The sequence below is a fragment of the Bacillus sp. EB106-04-04-XG123 genome (genome assembly GCF_058791855.1).
In genome coordinates this window covers 898,711-922,461 of record NZ_JBYTDZ010000001.1, presented here as the reverse complement: position 1 = coordinate 922,461, position 23,751 = coordinate 898,711, and the positions used below count along the sequence as shown (strand labels likewise).

Below are 23,751 nucleotides of genomic sequence, written 5' to 3'. Positions count from 1 at the left end.
ATACGAGAAAAGAACATGGTAAATGTTGTGTGAACATACAAAAAACCATCACCCAATAATGAGTGATGGCGCTGCTTATATCTTTTTTTATTCAGCTGAGCGGATGCGCAGCTCTGTATCTGAATCAAAGAAATGGGCTTTGTTCATATTAATCGCAAGAGGGATAGACTGTCCGGCCTGTACATCGGTACGAGAATCAACACGTGCAATAAACGATTGATCATCGATAGAAGAGTAAAGCATCGTTTCTGCTCCCATTAATTCAGCTACTTCTACGTTAGCATTAATTTTTGTGCCTTCAGACGCCTCTATAAATACTGGTTCATCGTGAAAATCTTCTGGTCTGATGCCTAGTATGACATCCTTTCCAATATAGCCTTGGCTGCGTAATACTTTCATTTTTCCCTCTGGTACACGAATGTGCGTTTTTCCAACCGCGATGGCGCCGTCAGAGAGCTTTCCTGTAAAAAAGTTCATCGCTGGTGAGCCAATAAATCCACCTACAAATACATTCTCTGGGTTTTCATATACATCTTTCGGTGCTCCTACCTGCTGAATAAAACCATCTTTCATCACAACAAGGCGGGTTGCCATTGTCATGGCTTCAGTCTGATCATGTGTCACATAGATAAATGTCGTTTGCAGACGCTGATGAAGTTTAGAAATTTCAGCACGCATCTGAACACGGAGTTTTGCATCTAAATTAGAAAGCGGCTCATCCAAAAGGAAAACCTTTGCATCACGTACAATCGCTCTGCCAAGGGCAACACGTTGTCTTTGACCGCCAGACAGTGCTTTTGGTTTTCTGTCTAAATATTGCTCAAGCCCCAATATTTTAGCGGCATTTCGAACCCGCTCATCAATCTCTGCTTTCGGAAACTTCCGAAGCTTTAACCCAAAAGCCATATTATCGTACACATTCATATGAGGGTATAATGCATAGTTTTGGAAAACCATTGCGATATCCCGGTCTTTCGGTGCTACATCATTCATCCGTTTTCCATCTAACAGAAAGTCTCCTTGTGAAATTTCTTCTAGACCTGCAATCATGCGAAGGGTTGTTGATTTTCCGCAGCCTGATGGACCAACAAACACAATAAATTCTTTATCTTCTATATGTAGATTAAAGTTGTCTACTGCTGTTACCTTGTTATCGTACACTTTATAAATTTGATTCAGCATTATTTCAGCCATTTGATGTCAGCCTCCCCAGTTTCTCTTTTTGAAAGCGCTTTACTGTTGAATAAAGTGTATAAAATGGGGAAGAGTCTGTAAATGGACAACGTGCACAACATCCTATTTTCATTTTTGGGCAGGATGCTCATGCCTTCGTTCTTTATGAAAGATCAAGTAGAGTCATCATCAAATAAGCAGCTGATGCTTCTGGAAAATGTCGTATATCTAGCCCAGTGCGCTCAATAAATTTATCAATTCGATATTGAAGACTGTTTCTGTGAACATATAATGCTTTTGCTGCTTTGGATGCGTTTAAATTACATTGCATATAGGTCATGAGAGTGCGGTAAACATCTCGGTCAACAATCGCTTCTTTAAAAGCATCTGATATAGCATGAGAGAGGACAGATGCATCATAACAAATGAACGATGGTAGGCATTGATAAAATGTGGCAACCCCTGATCTAAGCTTTTCTCGCTGCATGTGGCATACAAAGAGCTGTTGTTCATTTAATAATCTCATCTGTAAATGGTCATTTGGCAAATGCAGCTGCCCTTGTATAAAGACTGAGTCTGTTAAAAAATCACTTGTAATGGCCAGAGACAAATCATTTAATTGATCTAATTGACTATTTTCTGATGTAGCGTTTGGTTGAATCAGCATAGCTGTTTCAGGGCCTGTCCATATGAAATGAGTATGTTCGAGGCTGTTATTCACAGCCTCTTTTATTTGCTGTCTTTGTTCCTCTTGATGGATCATTTGAAAATAATAAACACGGACGGGATGTTGGACAGTTAGTGGTTTGTTTTCAAAAAGATAGCTGAACCATCTTTGTTCACCCTCGGTATGCGCTTTTTGAAATAGATCAATCGGTGTAAGAAAAGAGTTGAGAAGTAGTGTTTCTCTTGCTGTAATCTCCGATTTGTCTACTCCAAATATTTCGCCTTCGTCTGTTTGATACCAAAGAATTTGTTTGTCATGAGTAGGTGTACTGATGATATGGTCTCCGTAAACAAGTTTTAATTTTTCTAACATGGCGGGGCTCCTTAAACAGTTTAATCATAGACATGGAATAGCATTAATTCGTGGATTTCTTCTTTTAAGGTTGGTTCAACTTCATGGGGCGGAAGCTGAGAGCCCCATTCAATGTCACCTGTTTTGTGGTAGATGCCTTCATAATGCGCACCATTGTGGAAAAAGGATATTTTCCAGCCTGGCAATTGTGCTTTTTTAAAAAGAGGTTTCCATTGAAAATGAGAAATCATATCATCATTGCCTCCTTGCTTTTATTGATGAAACAATAAACAAACACGACAACACGGAAACAACCTTGAACTTGATTTTATTGTATCTCATCTCATGAAAAGAGCATAGAAAAAGCATAAATTTAAGAGCACGACATGTGGCAAAAATGTAGTCAGTAGACGTTCGCGTGATCTGAAGTGGTGAGTGCCGTTTCTGAAAGGTAAGATGCGAAATCCATGATTCTTTTCCCGATCAGCCATTCTGATTTTTTCAAAGAGACATGCTGGAAAATCTCTCGGCCAGGGCGAGAATTGGCCTCAAACATCCAAATGGCGCCTGTTTGATCAATGCCTAAGTCAAAACCGATTTCACCAATATGCCCGGTCATTTTTTTATCTATTACTTGGCTAAGCGTGATGGCAGTATGAGAAAGCTGATGTAAAATCTGCAAACGTTTCTTTTCTTCTGGAAAGACAGCATAAAGTGTTTTCACCGTTCCGCCGTGTAACTGGTGAGTTGTGATGGTGTGATCTCCAGAAATTTTTGCTGCTGCTGCTGTGACTGTCCAATCACCGTCTTTATTTTTATTCGTATGAACTCTGAAATCCATCGGCTGATTGTCTATTTGAAGAAGCTCAATGCCTTGTTGTGCAATAAAATCATGAATTGCATGATCTTTTCGCAGCCTTTGAACAAACTGATCTATTGAATCATATGGAATAGCCCTTCCAAAATTTGAGCATACAGTGATTCCGTGATTTTCCTTTTTTAACCGATAAATACCGTCTCCATGACTTCCATTCGTCGGTTTTAAGTATATAACTTGATGCAGGTGGAGAAGTGTTTCAATTTTACTTAGAGCGTCCATAGGATCTAATTGTACAGAATGTGGGAGAAAGGACCATGTTTTTTCATCTGTTAATAGCTGTTCATGAATCTCCCATTTATTAAAAAAGTAAGGGTTGAACCAAGGGATATTATAGTCTTGGGTGAGTTTTCGCTTCGTTTCTTGAATGAGTGCTGACTGAGCAGCTTTTCTATTTGGAAGACGGTCATAAATGACTGACGGCAGGGGAAGCTGTTTTTTAACCCATGAACCTTGCTGGTACAACAATCCTTCTACAATTCCTTTTTCCCAATCAATAGAATGTGACCCAAAAAGATAGGCAAAACCAGCATGCTGTCTGAAAGAATTCAGCAGTTTGATAAAGAATTGTGATCTTGTTCCTAATGGCTGCGTGCTTTGCTCAAAACCTGCAGTGAAAATGCCCATCAACGGCCCTATAAAAAGTGTATGGTCAATGATGATCACATCAGCTTTTGATTGGTAAGGAATCAGTAAATCTCTGTATAGATCTTCAGATAATAATATTTTCTTTGGATGCTGATGATAGGAAATGTTGAAGCCATCAACTAAACGAGACCCTAGAGCAAGAGAATAGATGGCCTCTTTCTGTTTATAATGGTCTGGAAGATGAATTGTTTTTTCACTTGTGAGGTGTGGGGCGATGATGCAGCGATTTTTGTTCATAAGAAACCTCCTTCGGTTGAGACATCATCGATTGCGCATGTTCAAGAATGGTACGAATCAATTGATGTTCCTTTTCAGGGTAAACTTTTAAAAAAGCGGACCGTCCTGGCTTTGATCTGACATTTGATATGAACAGCCTGCCTTCACTTGTATGAAGTAAGTCTACTGCGAATTCAAAGCAAGGAGAGTACGTTTTATCTATATAAGCTGGAATTGATGCCTGAATGGATGCAATATCATCTAAAAGGAGCTCCTTGATGTGTGGCTGCAATGTATGTAGATAGTGTTCAAAGCCTATCACAGGATCCGATTTTTGTGTATAACTTAAAAGACTATTTTCTGCAGGTGATTTTGTGTGAATCCCCATGCGTTTCCATTGATTTTGTGAATCTTTCATAAGAAAAATCCTGATTTCATTAAATAAAGGTTCTTTTTGATCACTCGTGTTGAAAAATTGAAGGAAATACCGGCCTGCATATTTTTTGCACCAGCGCTCCATCTCTGACGCCCGAGAAAATGTAATGGTTTGATTGGAACTTAGCTGAACGGTGAATGTTGACTTGCCATCAAAGGAAATGAAGTAAGTAGATGCTGCATGCTGCTGGGAGAGAGGCTGCATTCTATAATAACCGCCAGCCCCGCACTCCCTTACCATATTGATCAGATCTGAGGGCTCTTTTAATAAAGAGCAGCCAGGTAAATATGGCTGTAAAGCAGAGAGGAGGCGGAGCTGTTCAAATAGCACCATTTTATTTGAAATGCCGGTATTCAAAAAATCTGTTTTTGGATACTTTTTTAGCCATTCCATGATGGGTTTTGCTTTTTTAGATTGTGCGTCATGCCGGTAAAGACATCGATCGTAAATCAAATCGGGAATCGGAAACTGTGCGTCGGCAAACCCTTGGTCATTCATATATGTTTGACCTTGTATCAAATTTGAAGCCGGCTTTAAATCAAGTGGTGTAAAACGAACAACCTTTAAATGATAAGAAGAGGCAGCTTTGGCGAGCTGACGTGTAAATGCCTCTTCATACTGCGGAGAAAGGGTTACAATACCTAATGTTGTCATTAAAAAACACCTTCTTTTCAACTTCTTTTTTTACCATCACAAAAACGTTTTTTTATGATTTTACTTAAAGCTTGCGCTCCTTTATCATTACGACAGATCGCTTGATCATATGTCTCGCTGCATACTTCATTTGCTTGGAAACTTGACAACAACTATAATACGTATAGATCAAAACAATAAACATCGGGTGTTGTTTGAAAGGTAGATGACGACTTTGAATATATTCACAACGTTTATCTTTATGATTGTTATCGGCGCAGTCATAGGAGCAGCGACAAACCATCTTGCAATTAAAATGCTTTTTCGGCCTTATAAGCCATATTACTTATTCGGAAAACAGCTTCCATTTACACCAGGGCTTATCCCTAAAAGAAGAGACGAAGTAGCCAAGCAGGTTGGTGTCATGGTTATGGAGCATTTGCTCACGCCAGAAGGTATTCAAAAGCGATTTGAATCATCCGAGGCAAAGCAAGAGATCCTGCGTACAGTCCATCGATATATTGACAAAGGCGCAAATATGGAGATAACCGTATTCTCCCTGCTAGAAAGATTCGGCGTGACAGAGGCTGATGTCAAAGCAGATAAATGGCTCCATCAGTGGTCTGATCAGAAGCTCAAGTCACTGCTTGAAACTTATAACCAGCAAACTTTATCTGAATTGCTCCCTGTAGAAGTGGAAAACAAAATATCATCGAAAATTCCAAATGCAGCAGATTATATTTTAAAGAGAGGCATTCATTATTTTGAAAGTGATGAAGGCAAAGCAAGGCTTGGCAATATGATTGATGATTTCTTAAAAGAACGGGGAATGCTTGGCAGTATGGTCCAAATGTTTCTAGGGAATTCAAGCTTAATTGATCGTGTACATCCCGAAATCATCAAGTTTTTAAGAAACGCAGAAACAAAAAGATTTTTATCAGATTTGCTTGTTCAAGAATGGGACAAGGTGAAGCAATTTTCTCTTCATGAGCTTGATGAAAAATGGAATGTGAAGGAACTTATTTTTAGTGTGAAAAATCAATTGCTTTCTCATTTCTCTACAAAGCTGATATTAGACAAACCTGTTGGGATATACGTCAGTGCTGTCGCGGATGATCTTAAAACACACTTTGCGCCAGTGTTGATTGATAAGGGAATCGGAGCGGCTTCAAATGCTTTAGAGGGTCTGCTTGCTAAGCTGCAATTTGAAGATATCATTCGTGAACAAATTGAACTTTTCCCGCTTGAAAAAATGGAAGAGCTAGTAGTCAGCATCTCCAATAAGGAGCTGAAAATGATTACATTTCTAGGCGGTCTTTTAGGCGGGATGATTGGTGCTATCCAGGCTGTTTTTGTGGCTCTATTCTAAGACAAGCTAGAGAAATTTTAATGAATTCATTGTATATATGTGAAACGAAAGCCATAGTTTGTTATAGTGGAGTGGTGTCCGCCGATCATATCGGTGATAACGGATAGAAAGGAGACATAACATGTCTGTAAATCTTTACGATGTTGCATATGACCTTGAAAAAGCATTGCGTCATAGCGAAGAATATTCAACTTTAAGAAATCTTTATGATGAGGTAAACGCGGATGAGTCCTCTAAAAGAATGTTTGAGAACTTCCGTGACATTCAAGTAAACCTTCAACAAAAACAAATGACTGGTCAAGAGATCACACAAGAAGAAGTGGAGCAAGCTCAAAAAACAGTTGCGCTTGTTCAGCAGCACGACAAAATCTCTCAGTTGATGGAAGCAGAACAACGTGTGAGTGTTCTTATCGGTGAATTAAATAAAATTATCATGAAGCCACTTGAAGAGCTTTATGGGAATCCAGAAGAAAACTAATGGAAAGGGCGATGTCATTCGCCCTTTTTTGTTTTATCTTTTCTCCTCAATATCTTTTAAAAAAAGGTTGTCGAAGCACATAAATTCTGCGATAATACTTATATTGAAAGTGCTTTCAAAAAGGCGCTCTCAAGGGACAATTGGGTGCGTTTCACTTGGGATTTAAGGCAGTGAGCCAAACGAGAGAGAAGCGCTTCTGGGAGAAACGCAAAGCATAAGGGGATCTGATATAAGCAATGCTTTGGTGTGTGAAAGATAAGGGGATCATGGGGAGCTTCATCACTCCATTGTAACGCATCCAAACCATACATAAAAAAAAGCCTAGGGGTAGGCTTTTTTTATTTATCCATCTATTCATAACCTGGGGCTCTTTCAACTGCATGTTCTAAAGCGCCAAGCTAGGGCATATCCTCATCGTAAGTACAGTCATCAAGAAGGGGGATGCCTCAGTGTCAAAAAAACTACTTGCACTCAATATAGATGGGACGTTACTTCGTTCCAATGGTAAAATCCATTCCGCTACAAAAGAAGCTGTGGAATATGTAAAGAAAAAAGGGGTTTACGTGACGATTGTCACCAACCGGCATTTTCGTTCCGCTCAAAAAATTGCCAAGGCGTTGAAGATTCCAACATCAACCCTTGTGACGCATAGTGGTGCATTTATCGCGGATAAACTCGATGAGCCGCTTCATGTGAAAAAATTAACGGAAGAAAAGACATTTAATCTTGTGCAAATCCTTGAAAGCTTCGATTGTAATGTCCGCTTGCTGCATGAAAAATTCTCGATCGGCAACCGGAAAAAAACGCAGTCTCAGCTGATGGGAAAGACGCTCATTCATCCGTCTGATCCAATTTTCTATCCCGTTCAGTTTGTTGAATCGTTAAGTGATATGCTGATGGATGAACCGGTCAGTACACCAGTGATTGAAGTATATTCGACAGCGGAGCTTCAGCCTGAGATTCACAGGACCATTCAACAAGCATTCCCATCTGTTGATCTTATTAGGATCAGTGATGAGAAAATGAATATTGTCTGCAAAGGGGTTTCGAAAGAAGCGGGACTTTCTCTCTTAACCTCTGCACTCGGTTTTACTTTAGAAGATACGGTCGTTATTGGACATGGAACAGATGACATTCCAATGCTTGAATTGGCTGGTTTAGGGGTTGCTATGGGGAATGCCTCCAATGATGTCAAGCGCAAAGCAGATTGGGTGACGCGCTCGCACGATGAACAGGGTGTGGCTTACATGATCAAGGAATACTTTAGAATGCAGCAAAGAGAAGGATTTTTACATCAATTTGATATTAAAAGATAATACAGTGAAGGCCCTGTCAATCAAGAAATGACAGGGCCTTCGTCTGTTCCCTTCATTGCTTTTCCTACATGAATTTTGTAAAATGAAACAAGTTTGAAGATAAAGGTGATATGATGCGAATTTTAATTAAAGGGCTGTCAGATGAACGATTTCATCGCCCGCTTGTCAATATAGCCAATTTATTTGAAGAAGATAGTGAAGTGATTTTTGAACCAAGTGAATTTGATGATGGTTTGGTCATGGAATTTAGTTGGAAGGAAGAAAATGGCATGGTGAAAGCGTCTGGCTATATCGATGGATCAGATATCACCAGTCGTTTTTCACGGGATCTCCCAAAGAACTTGAACGATAAGGAGCGCTGGAAGCAAATCAAAAACACAGTGCTGTCTGTTTATTTACACTTGCTTCAGGAGCACACAGGAATGACACAAAAGTGGGGGATTCTCACAGGAATACGTCCTACGAAATTGCTCCATAAGATGCTGAGAGAGGGCATGTCAAAGGAAGATGCACATGCGGCATTAAAGCGTGATTACTTGATTCATGATGAAAAAATCAATTTGATGCAGGAGATTGTCGACCGTCAGCTTAAAGCCATTCCAGATCTGTATGACCTTCAGCAGGAAGTGAGTATTTATATAGGCATTCCTTTCTGCCCCACAAAATGTGCTTATTGTACGTTCCCTGCTTACGCCATTAAAGGACAAGCTGGTAGAGTGGGAACGTTTTTGTTTGGTCTGCATTATGAAATGCAAAAAATGGGCGAATGGCTAAAAGAACATGGGATCAAAGTGACGACCGTTTACTTTGGCGGAGGCACGCCAACGAGCATCACAGCGGAAGAAATGGATTTGCTGTATGAAGAAATGTATCGCTCGTTCCCTGATGTGAAGCATATACGGGAAGTAACTGTCGAAGCAGGGCGTCCTGATACGATTTCGCCTGATAAGCTAGAGGTGCTAAACCGCTACAATATTGACCGGATTAGCATTAACCCGCAATCGTATGAGAATGAAACACTAAAGGCTATTGGCCGGCATCATAGTGTGGAAGAAACGATTGAAAAGTATCACTTATCAAGACAGTACGGCATGAATAATATCAATATGGACTTAATCATTGGACTGCCGGGAGAAGGGCTCAAAGAATTCCAGCACTCCTTGCAGCAGACTGAGGAACTCAAGCCTGAATCTTTAACTGTGCATACACTTTCCTTTAAAAGAGCATCTGAAATGACGCGCAATAAGGAGAAATACCAAGTAGCAGACCGAGAAGAAATCACACGTATGATGGATGAAGCGGTCACTTGGACGAAAGCGCATCATTATTACCCATATTATTTATATAGACAAAAAAATATTTTGGGAAATCTCGAAAATGTCGGATATTCATTAGATGGACAGGAAAGCTTGTATAATATCATCATCATGGAAGAAGTACAGACAATCATTGGCATTGGGTGCGGTGCAGCAAGTAAATTCATTGATCCACGGTCAGGGAAAATTACGCAGTATGCCAATCCAAAAGATCCAAAATCGTATAATGACCGCTATGAACATTATACAGAAGAGAAAATTCAATTCCTTGAATCATTATTTGTTTCTCACGTTTAAACACTGCGATGACGCAGTGTTTTTTTCATTTGTAAAAGGGTATATAAGTGATAAAAAGTTAAAGCAGGTGTACATATGATAGATGTGATCGGAATTGGGATTGGGCCCGCCAATTTAGGATTGGCCGCTTTGTTAGAGGAGTATGAGGATGTCTCATGCTGTTTTTTTGAACAGGAGTCTGAGTTTGCTTGGCATCCCGGTATGCTGATCAAAGGAACGGATTTACAAGTTTCCTTTTTAGCAGACCTTGTCACAATGGCGAATCCAAGGAGCAGGTATACATTTTTAAATTATTTACATGAATCAAATAGACTTCACCGCTTCTATACATTTGAACAGTTTGATATCCCGCGGAGAGAATTCAATGAGTATTTATCATGGGTTGCAGGAGAGTTAGATAGCTGTCAGTTTGGGATGAAGGTAGAAGAAGTGACGGACTGCCAAGAAGGCTACCTTGTGAAAGTCAGACGATTGAAAGATGGTTCACTATCTGAGTATCGTGCAAAGCATGTCGTGCTTGGAACAGGAAGCAAACCGATGATTCCGGTCGATGTGCCTGAAGCAGCATACCCATATGTGACCCATAGCAGCCGTTATTTAGAACAGCAGAAATCACTTCACGAAGCTGAGTCGGTGGCGGTGATCGGTTCAGGGCAGAGTGCAGCCGAAATTTTCTTAGACCTGCTACAGCATCAAAAGAAAGGCCAGCAGCTTTCGTGGTTTACGCGTTCTAGTGAATTTAGAGAGCTGGAGACGGCTGAGCTTGGCCAAGAGCTTTTTACACCAAAGTATGTCGAGTATTTTCATTCGCTTCCTTATGAAGAACGTATGAACACATTGCCTAGGCTGACAGGATTAAGAAATGGCATCGATGCATCGACGCTTTCGCGCATTTATCAGGAATTGTATCATCGCTCTGTTTCAGGTGAAGAGCCATCTGTGATCATTCAGCCAATGACCGAGCTTGAAGCGATTCAAATAGGAAAGCAGCAGCCCTTAGAGCTGCACCTCAGACAGTGGCAGCTGAAGAAAGAAAAAAGCATAACAGCAGAACATGCCGTATTAGCCACAGGGTACACACCGAATATCCCTGAATGGTTTGACGCATATGAACCTCTGATTGAATGGGAAAGTGATGCGCATTTTAAAGTGACAGACGACTTCAGTCTTGTGTTCAAAGACAAGCGCTCAAATCATTTCTTTACATTCACGAATCTTGATCATTCTCATGGAACAGCGGCGACCAATTTAAAACTATCGATTTACCGCAACCAGAAAGTGATTCAAACCATTCGCGGGGGCGAGGAAGCGCCAGTCAAGCAAGAAACTGCATTTCAGCAATTTGAATAAGACATAAAAAAGGGCCCAAGCATAGGGCCCCTTTTTTATTAGATCGTCGTTTCTTTTTTTACTTTTGGTTTTTCAGGTTTCCATTTGAAGATTTTGTTTAGGATTTGATAGATTTTCTTAGATTCTTTCGTTACGAGCGGTCCTAAAATCGCAAGGATTAAGACATACAATGCAGCAAAGGGCTTCAAAGTAGCGGCAAGTCCGCCCGCAATGCCAAGCTCGGCAACAATGATTGAAAACTCTCCTCTCGATACGATGGTTAATCCAATATTAGAAGAGGCTTTATGAGAAAATCCAGCTCTCCGTCCAGCAAACATTCCGGCAGTGAAGTTCCCAATTAAGGTAAGCATCACAGCGCCGATCGCAAGCCAGAAGGCATCACCCAATGTAAATGGATCAATACTGAGACCAAAGCTGAAAAAGAACATTGCTCCAAAGAAATCTCTAAACGGAACCACGAGGTGCTCGATGCGGTCAGAGTGCTCTGTTTCTGAGAAAACAAGACCAAGTAAGAGAGCCCCAATAGCCTCTGCTACATGAATCGTTTCTGAGAAACCAGCGACAAAGAACAAAGCCGCAAATATCACAATGATGAACACTTCGTTCGAACGGATATCAAACAACTTGTTTAATAGTTTTGGCAGCTTTCGCGCAATGATAAAGAAAAGCATCATATAACCAAAAGCGATTAAAATAGATAATAAGGCACCGCCAACAGTAGTGGCATCTCCTAGGACAAGACCTGATACGACGGATAAATAAACGGCAAGGAAAATATCCTCAAACATAATAATCCCTAGAATTAACTCTGTTTCAGGATTTGCCGTCCGTTTCAAATCGACAAGGACTTTGGCCACAATGGCGCTGGATGAAATGGTAATCACTCCTGCCATAATGAGAACCTCAAGGAATCCAAACCCTGTGATAAAACCGTAGAGCAGTCCTAAGCTGAAGTTGATCAAAATATAAATAGATCCGCCGACTGCAATGGATTTACCAGATTTAATGAGTTTTCCGACAGAGAACTCAAGTCCAAGATAGAAAAGCAGGAACAGGACGCCCATTCTGCCAAAAAACGAAATAATCTCGGTGCTTTCGATAAATTTTAAATCAATGATCCCGATAGTTGGAGCATGCGGCCCAACAATCATTCCGAGGACAATGAGAAAAGGGATGATAGAAAATTTAATTTTATTGGCGATTAAGCTGGCGATGGCGATAAGAATAAGCGCCGTCCCAACTTCAAAGACTAAATGATCCATTCATCACTCTCCCCCTCTAGAAAGAAAATCACGTATCAATCGCTTCAAGTGTTTTCTTTCGCCCGAAATGACCATCGTATCATTTGCTTGAATAATCGAATCGGCACCAGGGTTGAGTAATTTTTCATTTGTATGTTTAATGATCGCAATCACGGTGACTTCATAATTTTGTCTCACATCTAAATCACCGAGTGTATGTCCCACCGCTTTTGCACCTTTTTCGACCTTAAACCATTCAATGATCAGGTCATTGAAGGCCATTTCAATGGTTTCTAGTGCCTGCGGTTTATACACCATACCGCCGATAATAGCAGCGATTTGCCGGGATTCAGCATCATCGAGTGAAATGGTAGACAGCACTTCATCTGGATCATCATCGTCAAAACGATAAATTTCCCGTCTGCCATCATCATGAATCACAATCGTCATCTTTTCTCTATTTCTCGTTTCAATTTCAAATTTCTTTCCGATCCCAGGAAGATCATTTTCTTTAATGTTCATTTTATCCCTCCGAATTTGATAGGCTGTGTTTTTCGTATAGTAAATACGGATGAAATAAAATGAATCAGTAGAGGTAATTAGATTGATACATAACGGGGATCGCACACTTCATTTCCAAAAAACAAAGATCAATGGATAATGCAGATGATGGGGCAAGCTTTGACAGAAAAGTTTTGGCATCCGCCATTGATAATCTGTCCTTCAACAAAATAGATGAAGCATGTTTTTTTGAAAATGAAGGTGTCTTCACAGCATTGATTTCTTCATCATAGATGGATGGAGAAATCAGGCTAGGTGTGCTCGCTTCTGCTTGTGACGCAAAAACGACATTTGAAAAAGGAGAAAACATGACGATGAAGCTAACCAATATCATGATGGAACATCTGATCAATCATCCTCCTCCTTTCAAATTTATTTTCTTTCTTATTTTACTATATAAAAATATATTTCTTGTTTCAATGATTATGCTTATTTTAGTATCAATTGATCTTGAAATTTTTTGTTTAGAGAAAAAGGTTTTACTTGATGGAAATGGAAGTAAGTTATGAGCTTTTAAACAAAAAGGGGGATGGATGATGACATATATCAATTGTCAGTTAGACGGGGATGTTTTTGAAATCGCTTTCAATAGGCCTGAAGCTTATAATTCGTTTCATGTGGACATGTTTGCTGAATTCAAAGAAGCATGTGATGCAGCGGAGGAAAGCAGTGCTAAAGTCGTTGTCATCAAGGGAGAGGGAAAAGGATTTTCAGCAGGCGGAGATATTGGGATGATGCTTAAGCAGGAAAGTGAAGAAGATTTCCATCGTGTGATGGATTTGATCGAGGGAATTACACTTTCACTAGCTAGTATGAAAAAAGTGACGATTGCGCTTGTCCACGGGTCAGCAGCAGGCCTCGCTTTTAGCTTTGCCCTAAGCTGTGACTACTTGTTTATGCATCACGATGCAAAACTTGCCATGAATTTTAATGGGGTAGGATTAATTCCAGATGGCGGGGGGCATTTTTTCCTCACAAAAAGAGTCAGTGAGCAAACCGCCAAACAATTGATTTGGAGCGGACAAAAGCTGCCGGCTGAAGAAGCGTTAAAGGTGCGCCTTGCAGACGGGCTGTTCCAAGAAGAGGTCGATGCGTACCAAAAAGTGTGTGTGAAGTCGTTTATGAACATGCCGCTTCAAGCCTTTATCGAAACAAAGATGATCTATTTCCAGCAGTCAGAATCAAAGCTCTTAGCAGTTCTTCAAAAAGAGAGAGCAGCACAGGCAAGACTGAGAAAAAGTCATGATCATAAGGAAGGTATACAGGCCTTTTTAGAAAAAAGACGACCTGTCTTTCAAAAAGCATAGATGAACATAAGGCCGGCGAAAGCCGGCTCAGCGTGTAGACAAACCCTCGCATTCGGTGTCAGGTCTGCGCTCCGGTGCTCACGAATGTCAAATTCGTTCCGCTCCTGTGCTCGTCCTTCCTAGACTTCAAAGGTTTTCTATCACGCTGAAAAGAAGACAAAGGGCTAAAATCAAGATCATTTTAGCCCTTTGTCAACAATCTGGGCCGGCGAAAGCTGGCTTTTTAACGTTCAAATAAAAGCAGCTTGCCTGCTGGATCAACGAGTCGATGAGAATGCTTTGTGTATTGCTGTTCCATTAAGCGATGACGTCCTAATTCCTTTGCCTTCTCGTCACTATCCGCTGTGATTTTTTCATTTAATAAAGTCTCACCCGACCGGTCAAATACGGTTAAAAAGTATGTCTTCTCCATCCCTCATCTTCCTTTCCTCTGTTTTTAATGTAATTAAACATGGAATAAGACAAAACCTCTTTTTTAGCCCTTAAAAATGTGTTTTGTAGAATGAGAGTGATAGAACGTGCATTCGTAAAAATGGCATGATAAAATATGGACAATGACAGTATCGGACAAGGAGATAGACGTTTGACTAAGCTCACCTTTATTCATGCCGCAGATTTACATTTAGACAGTCCATTTGCAGGAATGTCGACTATACCTAATTCTATATTTAAGCGGCTCAAAGAAAGTACATTTCAAAGTGCTAAGAACATGTTTGATCTTGCCGTTGCGCGAGAAGTAGACTTTGTGCTGCTGAGCGGAGATTTATTTGATGAATCCAATCGCAGCCTGAAAGCACAGCTCTTTTTAAGAAACCAGTTTGTAAGACTGCAAACACATGGGATTGAAGTTTTTATTATTTATGGGAATCATGATCATTTAGGCGGTGAATGGACACCGATTGAGTGGCCTGAGAATGTACATGTCTTTTCGAGCAGTACACCAAGTGATCACTCCTATTATCGAGGGGATCAGCTTGTCGCGAGCATTTATGGGTTTAGCTATAAAGAGCGGGCTGTCTATGAAAATATGACATCTCATTATGTCAAAACGACAGATGCTGCCTATCACATTGCAATGCTTCACGGTACATTAGCCGGACAAGAAGGCCATGATGCCTACGCCCCATTTCAGCTTCAGCAGCTCCTTTCGCAAGATTTTGATTATTGGGCGCTCGGACATATACATAAAAGAGCCCTTCTGCATGAAGATCCATATATTATTTATCCTGGTAATGTGCAGGGCAGACATATAAAAGAAACGGGAGAAAAAGGCTGTTACTTGATTCACCTCTCTGAAGATTCTCACACAGCGGATTTTATCAGCTGTGCAGATATCATCTTTGAGACACTGGCAATAGACATCACAGAAACGGCTCATATGACGGACCTTGTCACACTTGTGGAAGGCAAAATCAATAAGCTGAAAGAGGAAGGCATTCCTCATTTTGTGAGAATTGAATTGATAGGTGATGCGCCTTCTTACTTTGAGCATACACAGCTTGAGGTCCTCGAAGAGCTGATGACTGTTTTTCATGAGCAGGAGGAAGATGAAGACGTGTTCGTTTGGGTGATGTCAATTGACTGCCGAACAAATGAGGATGTGATCTATCCAGAGGATTCTTTTTTGAAGGAACTCACTACAGAAATTGCACAGTTTGAGTCATATGAAGAGCTGCTTTCACCGATCAAGCGTCACCCAACCTACAGAAAGTCAGGAAAAGCGCTCACAAAAGAGGATGAAGTGGATATAAAAGAAGAAGCACAAAGGCTGCTGACGGAACAGCTGAAGCAATTATGAGAAAAGGAGAGGTATGATGAAAATACGTTCACTCCATATAGCGAATTTCGGGAAATTTTCAAATCGAACCTTTCACTTTTCTGCTGACGGTTTTCAGCTAGTTTACGGCCTGAATGAATCGGGGAAAACGACATTGAAGGCGTTTATTGAGTCGATGTTATTTGGTTTTTCAAAAAACAAGATGTACAAGTCGAAACAAGGTTCTTTCTATGGCGGCTCCCTCACTTGCTTAGATGAAGAGTTAGGTGTCATTCACATTGAGAGATCGTCCGATCGAGGCGGTGAAGCACAGGTGTTTTTACCGAATGGTGAAGTGAAAGACGAAGCATTCCTACGGACTCTTTTAAAGGGAACGGATCGCAGATTATTCCAATCAATCTACTCATTTGATGTGTTTGGACTGCAAAATGTCCAAGCCTTAAACGAAGATCAAATCGGTGAATTTCTGCTTTTCTCAAGTTTATTTGGCTCAGATGCGGCCTCCAAGATGGAGAGCAGGCTGCTTAAGCAGCAGGAGCAGCTGTTTAAACCAAATGGACGCAAGCCAGAATTAAACCAGCAACTTGATCGTTTAAAAGAGCTGACTGGCCAGCTGAAACAAGCTAGATTGGCAGAAGGCCGCTATACAGAAAAAAAACGGGAGCATTCTGAATTCATAGAGACGATCGCAACGCTTCAAAATGAAATGAAGCAGACAGAAGAACAGATTCAGCAGTTAACTGAATACATTCGACTTTATCCCATGATAGAGAAGAAGCTGGAGTTAAAAAAAGAATTAGCCCGTTATCCAGAACGAGTCAAACGCTTTAAAGCAGAAACAGAGCATGAATTGGATAAATTAGAATCACACCTTCACCCGAAAAAGGCTCAAATGACTGCACTAAAGCAAAAATTAGATCATTTGCAAACCTCCCTGGCCCAAGTTCAACCGCTTCATGACAAGGATACGTTACTGGAGATGAAGCGTGTCGTTGATGAATCATCTCATGCTAAACGTGTCAAAAATCGCTTAGCAGAATGTAAAGCAGAACGTGATTCATTGAAGCAAAAAATGGACGAAGCCGCAGCGAAGCTGAAGTGGCAGCGTTCAGTCAAGCTCGATCAGATCGACGACTCCCTTGAATTTGAGTGGGAATTAAAGGAGGCTGTCAGCCAATATGTTCGTTTAATGGACAGAAAGGCACAGCTGGATGACCGGTTTGATCATGCAAGACATGAGCTGGAAGAAGCGGAAACCGCTTTAAAAGGATTAAAGGAACAGCAGGCCAAATCGCACAGTACAGTGGAAACTGGGGAAACAAGAACAAAAGAGAAACAGGTTCATTCCCGGGCGTGGTTATTTCCTGTGATGGTGATGTTTGATGCTGCATTTCTGCTTGTCCTTTTCTTTTTAACAGAATGGTGGATTACTTTCTTATTTGCGGGATTTTCTGTTTTTGTTTTTTTTGCCATTTACCCATTTTTGAAAGCAATACAGGTGAAACAGGGAAGCGGCGTGGGAACATTCGATTCCTTCCAAGTGCAGGCAGCTTCAGCTGAAACGCTTGTGAGGCAGAAGGAGCTTTTGTACGAAAGGATCATCCGGCAATATGAAGACTGGGAGCTGGAGCTGGAACCTGTCCAGCAGCAAGTAGAGGAAAAGAAAAGACAGCTGGGCTTGTCCTCAGAGCTTTCTTTCCTTGTAGAAGCCTTCCTTATTCTGAAGCAATTAAAAACGGATACAGCGGGATATGAGGGGCTTAGCCGGGAAATAGACGAGCTTGCCGGCCAGCAATCCAATTATGAGCATAGGGTGGAAGCGTTAAGCAGTCTCCTTCAACGAAAGGAAGGCACCATTCAAGAGAATATCTTGGCCTTTCAAGAGATATTGAAAGATGAGGCGAAAAGAGAAAAAGAACGTCAGACATTGGATGTATCGATTCAACATGTGAAACAGCAGATCACGACGCTAGAAGGGGAAATTGACTATTACGAAAAACAAATGGACGCGCTTTTTCGTCAAGTAGAAGCAGAGTCCAAAAAAGATTACCAAATCCTTTCTCATTTATCGAAAGAATATCGGGAACGGCTTTCCCATTTGCAGCAGCTGAATCAAGAGCTGCATAGAAGCGGCTGCTTTGATGAGGAAGAATCGATTGTTCGCAAAGGATTGCGTCTTCTTGAAGAAGAGTGTGCAGAAGCGAAGCAGCACCTGAATAACGTACAGTCGAATGCGGCAAATATGGAAAAACGCCTGGCAGAACGAGCAGTGGAAATCCGGCAAATAGAAGCTTCTGGTACGGTGTCTGATTTGACTCATCAGCTTGCAGCTGAGCAGGAGCATGCAAAGCACCTTGCGAAAAAATGGGCGGCAATTCAGCTTGTCCGCTCCGTCATTCGAGAAAAATTGAATGAGCATAAAGAAACAAGGCTGCCAGCATTGCTGCAAACAGCTTCAAGCTTTATTCAGCCGTTAACGAATGATCGATATGAAGCCATTTTATTTTCACCCGAGGATGACCGGCTGATCGTGAAAAGGCTGGATGGACGAATATTCCGCCCAGAAGAGCTCTCACAGGCAACATGTGAACAAGTCTATCTTGCGATTCGTTTTGCACTCGCCTTGTCGCATCAGCAGGAATGTCAGCTTCCGTTTATGATGGATGACAGCTTCGTTCATTTTGATCATGTTCGTCTAGGAAGAGTGCTGGAGTTGATGAATGAACTCACGCGTTTTGAAACACAGCTGTTTTATTTTACCTGTCATCAGCATATGGCGCAGGCAGCAGAAGATGGACAGATTACAAGTTTAGCAGTTGAATGATTGACAAATAATGACTTATGTTATACTTATATGAGCAGAAACATGGAAGGAGCTTTTATTGAATGGCTAAAGGGATCATGACCTATGATGTCGGCGAACAAGTTGACCTGCATTTATTAATTAAATCATCTACTAAAGGGATTGCAAGTAATGGCAAACCATTTTTAACGCTCATTCTTCAAGATCAAAGTGGAGATATTGAGGCGAAACTATGGGATGCAAAGCAGAATGATGAAATCACCTATGGCCCGCAAACCATCGTGAAGGTAGTAGGCGACATTCATCATTATCGCGGGAGGAATCAGCTGAAGCTTAGGAATATACGCCCTGTTGCTGAAAACGAGCAAATTCGAATTGATGATTTTCTCGAAACAGCTCCTATTCCAAAACACGATATGATGGATACGATTATGCAATATATCTTTGATATGAAAAACCCTAATATTCAGCGTGTTACAAGGCATTTGCTGAAGAAATATGGACAGGAATTTGCTGATTATCCAGCAGCGACAAAAAATCATCACGAATTTGTCTCTGGACTCGCCTACCACGTCGTGTCCATGCTGCATTTAGCAAAATCCATTGTTGACCTATATCCATCACTAGATCGAGATCTTTTATATTCAGGCATCATTCTTCATGACTTAGGGAAAGTAAAAGAGCTTTCAGGTCCAGTCTCTACCACATATACAGTGGAAGGGAATTTAATTGGCCACATTTCCATCATGGTGACAGAAATTGCGAAAGCGGCGGAAGAGCTTAGCATTGATTCAGAAGAAATTCTCATTTTACAGCACTTAGTCCTAAGTCATCATGGAAAAGGAGAGTGGGGCAGCCCGAAACCACCAATGGTGAAAGAGGCTGAAATTCTCCACTATATTGATAATTTAGATGCGAAAATGAACATGATGGATCGTGCGCTTGAGCATGTGAAACCAGGAGAATATACAGAACGTATTTTTGCACTTGAGAATCGTTCGTTTTATAAACCAACCTTCCATCACGAATAATCATGTCAAAACGTCCGTTTATGCGGGCGTTTTTTTCATAACTTGTCTTCTTTTCGCATAAGCATGTAACACAAAGGAAGAGAGGAATGTCCTTAAGAAAAGGAGGCGATGAAAAAATGTTGTTTTTTCCGTGGTGGGTGTATGCCTGTATCATCGGCATTATTTTCTGTGCGTATAAATTAATGACAACAGCCAAAGAGGAGCAAGAAATTGATCAATCCTTTATTGAAAAGGAAGGAGAAATTTTTATCGAGCGAATGGAACAGGAAAGAGAGCGCAGACGTCAGGATCAGCAGGTGAAAAGATCACAGGATACTGCGGCACATGAAGATCATTCGATTGCTTAATCTAGTCATACAAAAACCCCTCTGCACGATGATGGCAGAGGGGTTTTTTGTGATTACTGTTGAGTCTGCTGATTTTGTGCAGGCTGTTCAGATTTTTCTTTGAACGTTTTTTCAAGCTCTTTATCTTTTACTTTCACATCAGCATCTTTTACTAATTTGTTTAAGATGTTTTGGATTTCATTTGTGTCTGCTTGTTTTTGGTCAAGCAGTTCTTTTTTCAAGTCCGCTTTCATGTCATCATATTTACCACGTTCTTCGGTCTTTTTAATGATATGGTAGCCGAATTGGGATTTTACTGGCTTACTGATTTCATTTACTTTTAGTTTGAAAGCAGCCTTACTGAAGTTCTCGTCCATTTGGCCTTCTTTTGCGAACCAGCCTACATCGCCGCCTTGTGCAGCTGAAGCAGTATCAGTTGAATATTCAGAGACAAGGGCATCCCATTTTTCACCTTTATCTAATTTCTTTTCCACTTCGTCAGCTGTTTTCTTATCAGCTACTAAAATATGGCTTGCGCGGATTTTCCCTTTAAGGTCATCGTAATACGCTTTGACTTCTTTATCAGTGATTTTGATGTTAGCTTTGGCAGCCTTTTGAGTCAGCAGCTCATATTTCACTTGATCTTTGATGTAATCTTTACCGAATTCATCTTGAAGCTGTTTTAAACGATCTTCACCAAGTGTCTTTTTATATTCTTCCAATTTCTTATCGATTTCTTTATCGGATACTTTGTATTTGTCAGCAAGAACCTTTTGTTGAACAAGTAGGTTTAGAGCATCTCCACCTGCTTGTTTCTTAAGAGTTGTATAAAGTTCTCCTTTTGTGACATCTCCTGATTTTGTTGTTGCGATTACATCTTTATCACCGCTACTGCATGCGCCAAGAGTTAAAACACTTACTGCTGTTACAGCTGCTAAAGCCATTTTTTTCATTCAAAAAACACTCCTAATCTTTCCAATTTATTTATCATTGCTTGTATCATAACATATTGTGACATGCTGTAAAAAGAAATGCAAATGGAAGGGCATTCGTCTAGTCAAAAAATTGCGCGCGACATACACATATAGTGATCACAAAAAGGAGGCTGAATTATATGGGAGCAGGATATTCTAATGGGTTTGCTTTATTGGTCGTGCTATTCATTTTGCTGATCATCGTTGGTGCAGCATATCTTTACTAATTAAATCGCTGTGACAGAAGGGAGCCGTCCTGCCGTGCGTGAGGGCGGTTCTTTTTTCAAACGATGACAGGTGCCTAAACGCTTTTTATTTTTCTGCATACACTGAGCTTAGAACAGAGGAAGAACTGGCAGGAGGTGTTTTTACATGGGAGGAGAAGTCTTTGCTGGCGGTTTTGCACTAGTCGTCGTATTATTCATCTTATTGATCATCATCGGTGCATCTTGGATTTGCTAATTAAAATATACACAAAAAGCTGCCCTCAAATTGGCAGCTTTTGCTTTGATCTTAAATGGAAATGGTAATTTCAACAAATGATGAGATAAGTAAGATCAGTATCGATACATTGATAAAGCGAAACACCTTATCTTGCCGTTCTTCAGGAATCTCTCTGACAAGGCATAATGTATTAGTAAGCCTGTTTATTGAATACACAATAAACGCGGCAAAGACGATGAAGTAAAATAAAACTATCGGAGATCCCCCCTCTCTATGCTATTCCCATACTACATTACCAAATTTTTTATGAAAAAGATAGAAGTTGGCTTTAAAAACCTCATGATGAGGAAGTTTGGTCAACTAAAATATCAAACTCGTCTTGAGCTTGATCGATGATGCAGGATTTAGGTGCTTTGAGTAGCTTCCATGCAAATAAAAAGTCAGGCAAACAATAGCCTGCATGTATACTTGCGATGATGATAAAATAGTGTGCGTACATAGGAAACGCCACGCCTAATACAAAGTAAACCGGTGAGATGACACAAAACGGGCTGAGAAGTGAAAAAAGCATCACTTTTTTAGGCACGCGCTGCCAGCAATTTCGTTTCATAAATAGCGTCATTTTTTTCTTGTTTTTCATCACTGGGATCAAGTGAACCACACGGTGGACAAGCAATGTCACAAGTAAGAGCACGGCAAAAAGCGGTGCGTTATGGCTGCTTAGCCTCGTTTCAGGATGAGTCAGTTGAAAACATAAAAATGCCATAATGAAAAAAAGGATAGCAAGACTTATGGCAGAAATCATCATTCTCGTATAACCATAATCCTTTTCAAGATTAATGGTCTTCCAACAATTCATTTTTCATCCTTCCAATCTAAAAATCGAATTGAATATCTCAAGATAATTTACTCTTCCTGAGGATAAAAATCAATGGTTTTGATGAAAAAAAATAAAATGCTGCCTTCAAATGGAATAAAGAGAGGAAACTTTGGATTTTTCAAGAAAAAAGAACAGAAGGGGGAGGTTCGTCTCTTTCGTCAATGAGTAATTTCGGCTAAAATAGAAGGACTAAGAGAAAGAGGGAACGTACATGAGTATTGAGGAACGAATGAGCCAGCTTGAATATTATATGGAACTTTTATTGACGGCAACCGATATGAGCCGTTATCCATATTACGCGTTATTGATCAGGCAGCGTGTATCGAAAGAAGAGGCAGAGGAAATTGAGCGTATTTGTGCTGAGCTTTCAGAGGAAATGGATAAGCAAAAAGCACAAGGCTACGTCATGTTTGACGATCTCCTTGCGCTATTTGCGGGACAGTTAATTGAAAAGCTGGATGTTCATGAGACGATATTTGCTTTGCATGATCAAGGGCTCTTTCAGCCGCTAATGAATGAATTTATAAAGATCATTAAACAATTTGATTTGTGTTAGCCGCTTTTTCTGCTGCCTCCGCTGAGTTTTCAAGTTCCTCAGTCTTTTTCTTGACTCTTCCTCGCTCATTCAAAAAGTCCTTCTCAATGTTTGAAAACGATTTCTCAAAAATCTCCATGAAATCCTCACCATAAATGTTTCGGATGATACACATCATTTCTAAAATCTCAGGGAACTTTCCGTAAATGTCATGAAGCGGCTGTGCGCCTTTGACAATACCAGTTCGAGCCGGGTCATAATCTTCGAGTAGTTTATGGAATGTCTCTTCGCCTTTTGGCGTTAGTTCAATATACGTATTGCGTTTATCGTTTAACTTTTTAGAAAATTTTAAAAATCCTCGTTCCTCCAGTTTCTTGGAGAAGTTAAACGCCGTTGATACATGCATGACGCCAAACTTTGCAATTTCTGATATTGAAGCTCCTTTTAATTGATACGCAATCCACAAAATATGATGTTCATTGATATTTAGGTTATACGGTTTGATCCACTGCTGCCAGTCCTTTTCAATGGATTTCCAAAGAGCTTTGCTCAATTGGGCCATTCTTTGACTGAATAAAAGTGCTTCTTTTACATCGAAAGGCTGTTCCGAATGATTCATCCATTTCACCTACTTCTCTTTTTCTTGTAATTCTATTATGCCAATAAAATAAAGATTAATAAAGCTGAAAATTCAAGAATTTTTAAAAGTCATGAAAAACATTGACAAAATAACCTTTTTTCAACA

General features: G+C 40.4%; 26 protein-coding genes. 13 read left to right on the top strand and 13 right to left on the bottom strand.

From position 1 onward, the window contains the following. Window positions 1–87: 87 nt before the first annotated feature. From AC3WTB_RS04830 to AC3WTB_RS04810, 5 genes are all read right to left on the bottom strand, one after another. A complete protein-coding gene (locus tag AC3WTB_RS04830; RefSeq protein WP_064498251.1) occupies window positions 88–1,194 on the bottom strand; it encodes an ABC transporter ATP-binding protein in 1,107 nt (368 codons plus the stop codon). A 142-nt stretch (window positions 1,195–1,336) separates the two neighbouring features. Further along, complete coding sequence (locus AC3WTB_RS04825; protein ID WP_492333408.1) at window positions 1,337–2,212, bottom strand: helix-turn-helix domain-containing protein; 876 nt, start codon at window positions 2,210–2,212, stop codon at window positions 1,337–1,339. A 20-nt stretch (window positions 2,213–2,232) separates the two neighbouring features. Then, window positions 2,233–2,442 carry a YheE family protein gene (locus tag AC3WTB_RS04820; RefSeq protein WP_003211787.1) on the bottom strand — a complete coding sequence of 70 codons (210 nt, stop codon included), beginning with the start codon at window positions 2,440–2,442 and terminating at the stop codon, window positions 2,233–2,235. Window positions 2,443–2,594: 152 nt separating this feature from the next. Next, window positions 2,595–3,953: a YheC/YheD family endospore coat-associated protein gene (locus AC3WTB_RS04815; RefSeq protein WP_064498252.1), complete on the bottom strand. Its 1,359-nt coding sequence runs from the start codon at window positions 3,951–3,953 to the stop codon at window positions 2,595–2,597. Further along, window positions 3,910–5,022 carry a YheC/YheD family protein gene (locus AC3WTB_RS04810; protein ID WP_039177539.1) on the bottom strand — a complete coding sequence of 371 codons (1,113 nt, stop codon included), beginning with the start codon at window positions 5,020–5,022 and terminating at the stop codon, window positions 3,910–3,912. Before AC3WTB_RS04810 ends, AC3WTB_RS04815 begins: the two co-directional genes overlap by 44 nt. 214 nt (window positions 5,023–5,236) lie before the next feature. Between AC3WTB_RS04810 and AC3WTB_RS04805 the strand changes: the two genes are divergently transcribed. The 5 genes from AC3WTB_RS04805 to AC3WTB_RS04785 all read left to right on the top strand — a co-directional run bounded on the left by AC3WTB_RS04805 (window position 5,237) and on the right by AC3WTB_RS04785 (window position 11,127). Beyond that, a complete protein-coding gene (locus tag AC3WTB_RS04805; RefSeq protein WP_039177542.1) occupies window positions 5,237–6,370 on the top strand; it encodes a DUF445 domain-containing protein in 1,134 nt (377 codons plus the stop codon). Window positions 6,371–6,491: 121 nt separating this feature from the next. Then, entirely contained in the window at window positions 6,492–6,848 is a 357-nt protein-coding gene (locus tag AC3WTB_RS04800) for a YlbF/YmcA family competence regulator (RefSeq protein ID WP_024425750.1), read from the top strand. A 449-nt stretch (window positions 6,849–7,297) separates the two neighbouring features. Beyond that, on the top strand, window positions 7,298–8,164 hold the full coding sequence (locus AC3WTB_RS04795; protein ID WP_024426575.1) for a Cof-type HAD-IIB family hydrolase: 867 nt from the start codon (window positions 7,298–7,300) through the stop codon (window positions 8,162–8,164). A gap of 113 nt (window positions 8,165–8,277) precedes the next feature. After that, window positions 8,278–9,777: a coproporphyrinogen III oxidase gene (locus tag AC3WTB_RS04790; RefSeq protein ID WP_144495327.1), complete on the top strand. Its 1,500-nt coding sequence runs from the start codon at window positions 8,278–8,280 to the stop codon at window positions 9,775–9,777. A 75-nt stretch (window positions 9,778–9,852) separates the two neighbouring features. Next, window positions 9,853–11,127: a lysine N(6)-hydroxylase/L-ornithine N(5)-oxygenase family protein gene (locus AC3WTB_RS04785; protein ID WP_492333407.1), complete on the top strand. Its 1,275-nt coding sequence runs from the start codon at window positions 9,853–9,855 to the stop codon at window positions 11,125–11,127. A gap of 38 nt (window positions 11,128–11,165) precedes the next feature. Here AC3WTB_RS04785 and AC3WTB_RS04780 read toward each other — a convergent pair whose 3' ends face one another. From AC3WTB_RS04780 to AC3WTB_RS04770, 3 genes are all read right to left on the bottom strand, one after another. Continuing rightward, window positions 11,166–12,389, bottom strand: a complete 1,224-nt coding sequence (locus AC3WTB_RS04780) for a cation:proton antiporter (protein ID WP_039177552.1) — start codon at window positions 12,387–12,389, stop codon at window positions 11,166–11,168. Between the two features lie 3 nt (window positions 12,390–12,392). Beyond that, window positions 12,393–12,890, bottom strand: a complete 498-nt coding sequence (locus tag AC3WTB_RS04775) for a cation:proton antiporter regulatory subunit (protein WP_048238384.1) — start codon at window positions 12,888–12,890, stop codon at window positions 12,393–12,395. Window positions 12,891–12,954: 64 nt separating this feature from the next. After that, window positions 12,955–13,281 carry a potassium:proton antiporter gene (locus AC3WTB_RS04770; RefSeq protein ID WP_458207999.1) on the bottom strand — a complete coding sequence of 109 codons (327 nt, stop codon included), beginning with the start codon at window positions 13,279–13,281 and terminating at the stop codon, window positions 12,955–12,957. 181 nt (window positions 13,282–13,462) lie between these two features. Here AC3WTB_RS04770 and AC3WTB_RS04765 point away from each other — a divergent pair, with 181 nt between their 5' ends. Beyond that, window positions 13,463–14,236: an enoyl-CoA hydratase gene (locus AC3WTB_RS04765; protein ID WP_492333406.1), complete on the top strand. Its 774-nt coding sequence runs from the start codon at window positions 13,463–13,465 to the stop codon at window positions 14,234–14,236. Between the two features lie 223 nt (window positions 14,237–14,459). Here the strand turns inward: AC3WTB_RS04765 and AC3WTB_RS04760 are convergent, their stop codons facing one another. Further along, window positions 14,460–14,648 carry a YhzD family protein gene (locus tag AC3WTB_RS04760; protein WP_039177563.1) on the bottom strand — a complete coding sequence of 63 codons (189 nt, stop codon included), beginning with the start codon at window positions 14,646–14,648 and terminating at the stop codon, window positions 14,460–14,462. Window positions 14,649–14,819: 171 nt separating this feature from the next. On the opposite strand from AC3WTB_RS04760, the gene AC3WTB_RS04755 reads away from it, so the two are divergent. From AC3WTB_RS04755 to AC3WTB_RS04740, 4 genes are all read left to right on the top strand, one after another. After that, window positions 14,820–16,034, top strand: coding sequence for a metallophosphoesterase family protein (locus AC3WTB_RS04755; RefSeq protein WP_492333405.1), 1,215 nt, complete (start codon window positions 14,820–14,822; stop codon window positions 16,032–16,034). Between the two features lie 16 nt (window positions 16,035–16,050). Continuing rightward, window positions 16,051–18,837: an ATP-binding protein gene (locus tag AC3WTB_RS04750; protein ID WP_492333404.1), complete on the top strand. Its 2,787-nt coding sequence runs from the start codon at window positions 16,051–16,053 to the stop codon at window positions 18,835–18,837. Window positions 18,838–18,899: 62 nt separating this feature from the next. After that, window positions 18,900–19,847, top strand: coding sequence for a 3'-5' exoribonuclease YhaM (yhaM, locus tag AC3WTB_RS04745; protein WP_024425447.1), 948 nt, complete (start codon window positions 18,900–18,902; stop codon window positions 19,845–19,847). 116 nt (window positions 19,848–19,963) lie between these two features. Beyond that, window positions 19,964–20,194 carry a sporulation YhaL family protein gene (locus AC3WTB_RS04740; RefSeq protein WP_041089925.1) on the top strand — a complete coding sequence of 77 codons (231 nt, stop codon included), beginning with the start codon at window positions 19,964–19,966 and terminating at the stop codon, window positions 20,192–20,194. 53 nt (window positions 20,195–20,247) lie between these two features. Here AC3WTB_RS04740 and AC3WTB_RS04735 read toward each other — a convergent pair whose 3' ends face one another. After that, window positions 20,248–21,126: a peptidylprolyl isomerase gene (locus tag AC3WTB_RS04735; protein WP_039177572.1), complete on the bottom strand. Its 879-nt coding sequence runs from the start codon at window positions 21,124–21,126 to the stop codon at window positions 20,248–20,250. A gap of 161 nt (window positions 21,127–21,287) precedes the next feature. Here AC3WTB_RS04735 and AC3WTB_RS04730 point away from each other — a divergent pair, with 161 nt between their 5' ends. Next, a complete protein-coding gene (locus tag AC3WTB_RS04730; RefSeq protein WP_008361129.1) occupies window positions 21,288–21,374 on the top strand; it encodes a YjcZ family sporulation protein in 87 nt (28 codons plus the stop codon). 145 nt (window positions 21,375–21,519) lie between these two features. Then, on the top strand, window positions 21,520–21,609 hold the full coding sequence (locus AC3WTB_RS04725) for a YjcZ family sporulation protein (RefSeq protein WP_017360317.1): 90 nt from the start codon (window positions 21,520–21,522) through the stop codon (window positions 21,607–21,609). Window positions 21,610–21,660: 51 nt separating this feature from the next. Here the strand turns inward: AC3WTB_RS04725 and AC3WTB_RS04720 are convergent, their stop codons facing one another. Both AC3WTB_RS04720 and AC3WTB_RS04715 read right to left on the bottom strand, forming a co-directional pair. Continuing rightward, entirely contained in the window at window positions 21,661–21,846 is a 186-nt protein-coding gene (locus tag AC3WTB_RS04720; protein WP_072368131.1) for a hypothetical protein, read from the bottom strand. Window positions 21,847–21,928: 82 nt separating this feature from the next. Then, a complete protein-coding gene (locus tag AC3WTB_RS04715; protein ID WP_039177576.1) occupies window positions 21,929–22,450 on the bottom strand; it encodes a DUF3267 domain-containing protein in 522 nt (173 codons plus the stop codon). 232 nt (window positions 22,451–22,682) lie between these two features. On the opposite strand from AC3WTB_RS04715, the gene AC3WTB_RS04710 reads away from it, so the two are divergent. Next, the gene (locus tag AC3WTB_RS04710) at window positions 22,683–23,027 is read left to right on the top strand and encodes a YhaI family protein (protein WP_058838794.1); all 345 of its coding nucleotides are present in this window, start codon (window positions 22,683–22,685) and stop codon (window positions 23,025–23,027) included. On the opposite strand, the gene AC3WTB_RS04705 is transcribed toward AC3WTB_RS04710, so the two are convergent. Next, window positions 23,005–23,625 (bottom strand): HTH-type transcriptional regulator Hpr, encoded by a 621-nt coding sequence (locus AC3WTB_RS04705; protein WP_058838795.1) that lies wholly within the window; start codon window positions 23,623–23,625, stop codon window positions 23,005–23,007. The two genes, AC3WTB_RS04710 and AC3WTB_RS04705, sit on opposite strands and share 23 nt — an antisense overlap. Window positions 23,626–23,751: the final 126 nt, after the last annotated feature.

What these genes read in the sequence shown, in the direction of transcription:
- AC3WTB_RS04830 (WP_064498251.1), bottom strand. Translation starts at nt 1,194, where the DNA reads ATGGCTGAAATAATGCTGAATCAAATTTATAAAGTGTACGATAACAAG.
- AC3WTB_RS04825 (WP_492333408.1), bottom strand. Translation starts at nt 2,212, where the DNA reads ATGTTAGAAAAATTAAAACTTGTTTACGGAGACCATATCATCAGTACA.
- AC3WTB_RS04820 (WP_003211787.1), bottom strand. Translation starts at nt 2,442, where the DNA reads ATGATTTCTCATTTTCAATGGAAACCTCTTTTTAAAAAAGCACAATTG.
- AC3WTB_RS04815 (WP_064498252.1), bottom strand. Translation starts at nt 3,953, where the DNA reads ATGAACAAAAATCGCTGCATCATCGCCCCACACCTCACAAGTGAAAAA.
- AC3WTB_RS04810 (WP_039177539.1), bottom strand. Translation starts at nt 5,022, where the DNA reads ATGACAACATTAGGTATTGTAACCCTTTCTCCGCAGTATGAAGAGGCA.
- AC3WTB_RS04800 (WP_024425750.1), top strand. Translation starts at nt 6,492, where the DNA reads ATGTCTGTAAATCTTTACGATGTTGCATATGACCTTGAAAAAGCATTG.
- AC3WTB_RS04790 (WP_144495327.1), top strand. Translation starts at nt 8,278, where the DNA reads ATGCGAATTTTAATTAAAGGGCTGTCAGATGAACGATTTCATCGCCCG.
- AC3WTB_RS04785 (WP_492333407.1), top strand. Translation starts at nt 9,853, where the DNA reads ATGATAGATGTGATCGGAATTGGGATTGGGCCCGCCAATTTAGGATTG.
- AC3WTB_RS04780 (WP_039177552.1), bottom strand. Translation starts at nt 12,389, where the DNA reads ATGGATCATTTAGTCTTTGAAGTTGGGACGGCGCTTATTCTTATCGCC.
- AC3WTB_RS04775 (WP_048238384.1), bottom strand. Translation starts at nt 12,890, where the DNA reads ATGAACATTAAAGAAAATGATCTTCCTGGGATCGGAAAGAAATTTGAA.
- AC3WTB_RS04765 (WP_492333406.1), top strand. Translation starts at nt 13,463, where the DNA reads ATGATGACATATATCAATTGTCAGTTAGACGGGGATGTTTTTGAAATC.
- AC3WTB_RS04760 (WP_039177563.1), bottom strand. Translation starts at nt 14,648, where the DNA reads ATGGAGAAGACATACTTTTTAACCGTATTTGACCGGTCGGGTGAGACT.
- AC3WTB_RS04750 (WP_492333404.1), top strand. Translation starts at nt 16,051, where the DNA reads ATGAAAATACGTTCACTCCATATAGCGAATTTCGGGAAATTTTCAAAT.
- yhaM (WP_024425447.1), top strand. Translation starts at nt 18,900, where the DNA reads ATGGCTAAAGGGATCATGACCTATGATGTCGGCGAACAAGTTGACCTG.
- AC3WTB_RS04740 (WP_041089925.1), top strand. Translation starts at nt 19,964, where the DNA reads ATGTTGTTTTTTCCGTGGTGGGTGTATGCCTGTATCATCGGCATTATT.
- AC3WTB_RS04735 (WP_039177572.1), bottom strand. Translation starts at nt 21,126, where the DNA reads ATGAAAAAAATGGCTTTAGCAGCTGTAACAGCAGTAAGTGTTTTAACT.
- AC3WTB_RS04730 (WP_008361129.1), top strand. Translation starts at nt 21,288, where the DNA reads ATGGGAGCAGGATATTCTAATGGGTTTGCTTTATTGGTCGTGCTATTC.
- AC3WTB_RS04725 (WP_017360317.1), top strand. Translation starts at nt 21,520, where the DNA reads ATGGGAGGAGAAGTCTTTGCTGGCGGTTTTGCACTAGTCGTCGTATTA.
- AC3WTB_RS04715 (WP_039177576.1), bottom strand. Translation starts at nt 22,450, where the DNA reads ATGAATTGTTGGAAGACCATTAATCTTGAAAAGGATTATGGTTATACG.
- AC3WTB_RS04710 (WP_058838794.1), top strand. Translation starts at nt 22,683, where the DNA reads ATGAGTATTGAGGAACGAATGAGCCAGCTTGAATATTATATGGAACTT.
- AC3WTB_RS04705 (WP_058838795.1), bottom strand. Translation starts at nt 23,625, where the DNA reads ATGAATCATTCGGAACAGCCTTTCGATGTAAAAGAAGCACTTTTATTC.